This window comes from Bradyrhizobium sp. JR4.3 (assembly GCF_040547695.1).
Lineage (GTDB): Bacteria > Pseudomonadota > Alphaproteobacteria > Rhizobiales > Xanthobacteraceae > Bradyrhizobium > Bradyrhizobium canariense.
This window is the reverse complement of record NZ_JBEPQF010000079.1, coordinates 1-4,812: the sequence shown is the minus strand read 5'-3', so window position 1 is coordinate 4,812 and position 4,812 is coordinate 1. Positions and strand designations below refer to the sequence as shown.

General features: G+C 58.8%; 2 protein-coding genes and 1 pseudogene. 1 reads left to right on the top strand and 2 read right to left on the bottom strand.

The window, feature by feature from the left end:
• Nucleotides 1-98: 98 nt before the first annotated feature.
• Nucleotides 99-726: pseudogene (locus ABIB91_RS41495) on the bottom strand (transposase); the annotation flags it as partial.
• Nucleotides 727-830: 104 nt separating this feature from the next.
• On the bottom strand, nt 831-2,300 hold the full coding sequence (locus tag ABIB91_RS41490) for a M81 family metallopeptidase (RefSeq protein ID WP_354172948.1): 1,470 nt from the start codon (nt 2,298-2,300) through the stop codon (nt 831-833).
• Between the two features lie 866 nt (nt 2,301-3,166).
• On the opposite strand from ABIB91_RS41490, the gene ABIB91_RS41485 reads away from it, so the two are divergent.
• Complete coding sequence (locus ABIB91_RS41485; protein ID WP_354172946.1) at nt 3,167-4,657, top strand: M81 family metallopeptidase; 1,491 nt, start codon at nt 3,167-3,169, stop codon at nt 4,655-4,657.
• The last annotated feature ends 155 nt before the right edge of the window (nt 4,658-4,812 follow it).

Here is a 4,812-nt window from a genome sequence, read left to right as displayed (position 1 = left end):
GCCTGGCTCAGAGAACTCTTGTGCCTCTTCCTGATCCAGCTATCGCATACGCTTGCCTGTCCGCTCCCGCTCAATTCGGCTTCTTAACGGACGACTAAGTAGTCGGTAGTGATCTCGTGCAAGCGCTCGGGGGCGTGCGCAGGGTTCCAGTGCTTGGGCATGGTGCAGCGCTGAACCGGCACGCCTTCCCACACTGCAGCTGCTCGTGCTGCGGCGGCCCATTGACGATAAGGAACTCGGGTCACTTCAGCCCACGCCGACGAGATCGTCGAGCAAACTGCGCTACGCCTCCGTGGTCTCGCCACCCATGCTCTTGCTCGCCAGCAGGAGTTTGCCCGTCCACGCGCACGCCGCTCACGACCAGCACTGAGACCGACGGGCCTTGCGATCAGGCCGAACGCGCACCACGGTGCCGTCGAGACTCAGCCGCACGATCGGCTCTTCTGCCAGCGGACGGGCGTTCAAGCCGTCCCGATCGCTGTTCACCTTGGCCAGGTCCGGCTAACCTTGTCTTGCGAACCGCGCCGGCGAACACGGCCGCGAGCGCGCGGCGAACCCGGCGAGTGTTGGTGCCGGCGAGATAGGCCGAAGCAATCAGCGCGTCAGCGGTCACCATGCGCCATTGATAAGCCCGCAACGCCGAGCTGCCCCACTCGGCGGTCTTGCCGTCGGGGCGTCCAATTGGGCGCGTGGTGCCGCGATCGCGACCGGCGCGAAGGTTCTGGTCGCACAACACATCAGTTAAAAGTGTATTTCTTCGGGGCAGCGGCTGTGGCTGCGAGCAATCGGCGACGCTAGTTGCCGTCGGACCAGTAAGTTGCATTCCTTGCTCAAAAGATGAGACCATGGCTAGTCTTTTCGTCCAGTGGCCAAATGGGACGACTGACGCGAGTGTAGGGATTGTGGCTAGGGTCGTGGTTCAAAAGCCCGTCGCTGTGGACATAGATCACTTTCTTGGCGATCGGGCCATAGGCCGTCATGAAATGGTTGGTTGACTTGAGAACCAAAATCCTCCTGGCGAGTGGCTCGATGCCGACATTGCGGAAGAGCTCCAGCCCCAAAGCCTGGGATCGCTTTGTGAGGAGGACGACCTCGATCCCATCCACCCGTACTGCGGCGCAATCACCAAGCGCGGACGAGCCCCAGGGCGCGCTCTGCCAACAATGCCGCTTAAGCCCGACCACAGTCACCCTCGCATCAATTGGTGCGCCGGAGCTCGGGCCGATCTTTCCGCCGAACCTTAGCCAGAATTCGGCTCCCTCGCCTGCATCGAAGCAGAGCCGCACTGCGATTGGATCCCAGATTGGGCCAACAGCTACACTTTGTACTCGGCGCTGCAGGAGGCAGCGTACGATGGTCGTATTGTCTGACGGCGCGCCGCCGCCAGCATTATCCGCAGGATCGGCCATCACAATAGGCCCGTCGTCTAACCTGATGGCGGCATCGATTCCGTCACCGACAGAATAGTATGCCGGGGCGGTCTTTCCGCGCATGGAGACGAACTCTTCGCCAAGCTTGGTTGCTAGCGTATCACCCTTCGCCTTGTCCGCGTCCATGACGACGAGGATACGACTTCCCACTTCGGGTACATCGGCTGGGGAGAAACCGTGGCAGATCGAGATCGAGAGCACGCTCTCCTTGCCCTCCATCGACTTTATTCGATCTACGAAGCCGCGCATCCATGGTTGGGTCGTGGGGTAAGTCCCAAGCTGCCGACAATCGTACAGCGACATCACGGGCTTTACCTGCCCCCGCAAGGCCTTCAGGACGATACCGAGTACCTCCTCCGCGCGCTCGAATGTATCGGTGTGGGGAAATTCCTTGTAGAGAACAATGACGTCAGCAAGTTTGACGCGCTTGACTGTCAGATGGCAATGTGGATCGAGTTCGACGCCGATGATACATCTCGGTCCGACAAGGCAGCGCACGCGTTCCAGGATGTCACCCTCGGCATCCTCATAACCGTCCGCTACCATGGCGCCATGTAGGCCCAACAGCACGCCATCGACGGGAAGCGCTGCCTTCAGCTGGCCCAGAATCTCATCTCGCATGTACTCGTAGTCACGCCGCCTCGTGATCCCGGCGGGCTCCGCGCCAAAGCAGCTCCCCTCTATAAGTGTGAAGCTCTCGGTAGCCGCTTTCCTGCGTGCGACGAAGAGCAGCTCCGAGGCGAAGACCGCTCGATCATTAGGATGCTCGCCGGGCCGCAGAAAGACGCACTCCCTATATGAGTCGAGGCTAGTCGGCAAAGGCGAGAATGTATTGGTTTCTGTCGCAAGCGCGGCGGCGAACAGGCGCATCGGAAACCCCTCTCGATCTGATGGCGGGTAGTCTCTCGCGAGCATTATCCGCGTAAGACGCTGAATTTACCTTATTCGCCTCTCCATTCCGCCGAAATTCTGCGTCTGAGTGCGATCTGTCTAGTCGGTCGATCTTGGCAGCAAAATAGAGGTAATCCAAGCTTTGGGATGATGAAGCGTGGCGTGCATTGCTCATGAAGCCAGTGTTCGGCCGTTCATAATTGCGCGATAATTGAGATTGCCTGCTTACGGCCTTGAAGAATCAGAAAAGGGTTGTTCTCGTGCAACGGAGCAACGCACTGAGCCCCGAGGCCGCTCATTAGGATTGTGACCTGTTCTCCTAATCGTCGACCGCTTGCACATAGCCATTGTGTGCAGGTTGCGAAAGGGTCTCCGCTCGCACTGCCTCAATCGAATCGGCGCGCCCGGGGTTGGATCGGCACGCGCCACGACGGTTCAACGATCCGAGCCGCGGCCCGATTGACCAAAACGCTTCGATCGCCTCTTCGGCGAAGTTGGATGCGGATTTTCACCTCTGTGACACCGAACTGAGGAGGAATTCTGCAGTTCAATTGTTTTATGCGTTCTTGATTCAGTGCTAACAGACGTGCCGCTCTCGTGAGCCCTGAAAATTGAATGCCGGCCGACCCGCGATGCCGAAGCCTGCCCGCTGCCGAATCCACTTATCTCACATGTACCGGCCATTCCGCTGAGGAGCCGGCTTCTCGCTCGAATGGAGTGCGGGGTTGCACATGTTGACGCAGGGCGAAAGAATGGTAGTCCCGAACGCCAGTTCAACTAAGTCTTGTGACAATCGCCGGCCGTCTGCCATTCAACAGCGCGCCGCCATTTAGAAGGGTCATCCAGTGTCTGAACGCAATGCACCGCGCTTCCGCGTAGCGATCGCGGGCTTTCAACTCGAGTCCGTCACCTTCGTGCCGAATCTCACCACTTTGAAAGCTTTCCAAGCTGTCGAGCGCGCGGGACATGAAGTCTTGCGGCAGCACCGTGGCGCCAACACGCCGATCGGCGGATTTATCAAAGTATGCGAGCGCGAAGATATCGAGATTGTACCTATCGTTTGTACCGGGGCAGGCGCGGCCGGACCTGCCTCCGACGAAGCGTTCCAGCATTACCTCGGACTCATCCTTAACACCCTCAGGGAGGAGCGCGTGGACGGTGTCCTGCTGGACCTGCACGGCGCGATGACGACGCCAACAAGACTCGACGCCGATCGTGACCTCATTGAAGCTGTGCGTCAGCAGGTCGGCAAACAGACCCGGATAATGGTCGCATTCGATTACCATGCGAACCTGGATGCTGACACTATCCGCGATGCTGATGCTGTGTTTGGTTATCACTTGTCGCCGCACACGGACCAGGGTGAAACAGGCGAACGCGCCGCTGACTGCATGGCGCGCACGCTTCGCGGCGAGATCAATCCGGTGTGGGCGCTCTGCAAGCCGGATCTGATGGTCCCTAGTATCTTCAGCGCAACAGGCATGGAGCCGCTCGCAAAGCTCGTACGAGATTCGATTGAGCTCTCCAAGAGGAGCAAGCGCTACCTAGATGTAACGGTGTTCGCCGGCTTCTCATATGCAGATGTTCCGAATTGCGGGTTTTCGGTGGTCGCAGTAGCTGATGCAGACCGCGGCCTTGCGCGACGCGCGGTCACCGAACTCTGTGCTACCATCCGGGAGCGACGGGAGGCGTTCAGCCATCGACAACTGATATTTGGGATAGAGGATGGCATTGAGGAAGCACGCCACATCAGGTCGATCAGCCATGGCCCCGTGGTTCTGCTGGAGCATGCCGACCGTTTCGTCGACTCGACGCACGTCCTGCGCACTGTAATCGCCAGACGGCTCACACGCACCGCCGTTCCCTATCTATGGGATCCCGATTGTGTAGCGGCTGGTATGGTCGCCGGCGTCGGCGCGCAGGTGGAGTTGTTGGTCGGTGGCCGCAGTTCAGAAAAAGCGGGAGGCTCGGTGATCGTTGACGGAAAGATCGTGTTTGCCGGTCCGAAGACATACCGTGCTACGGGCGCTTATGGCACCGGAAGTTGGATCGACCTGGGCAATGTAGTGGTAATCGATTCCGGGTACATGGTGATCAGCATCACGAGCCGGCCCTCCGTGGCAGTGTCCGAGGACTGCTTTTTGCAGTTCGGGATGAGAGTTGCTGATTTCGACTACATTTTGCTACGCTCGAAGACTCACTTCCGTGCCGCTTACGAGCCAATTTGCGCGGGCATTGTCATCATCGATACTCCAGACTGGGGGCCCGCTGACCTAACCATGCTGGATTATGTGCATGTTCCGAAGGATCGCACCTATCCATTCTCGGGTGATTGAACAAACAGGGAGAAGCGGAGCATCTCCTAGAGCTCGCCGGTGACTCATCCATGTGCCTCGATAGTCGTCCGTTCTTTAATCGCGGGCACGGTGTCAACCCCGATAGACAAAAATGATCCGCTGCCGGGTTCATGGTTCTTTCCGCGGTCGTCTCT

Bases quoted from the DNA above. Each gene is read 5' to 3' on its own strand.
- ABIB91_RS41490 (WP_354172948.1), bottom strand. From the start codon at position 2,300: ATGCGCCTGTTCGCCGCCGCGCTTGCGACAGAAACCAATACATTCTCG.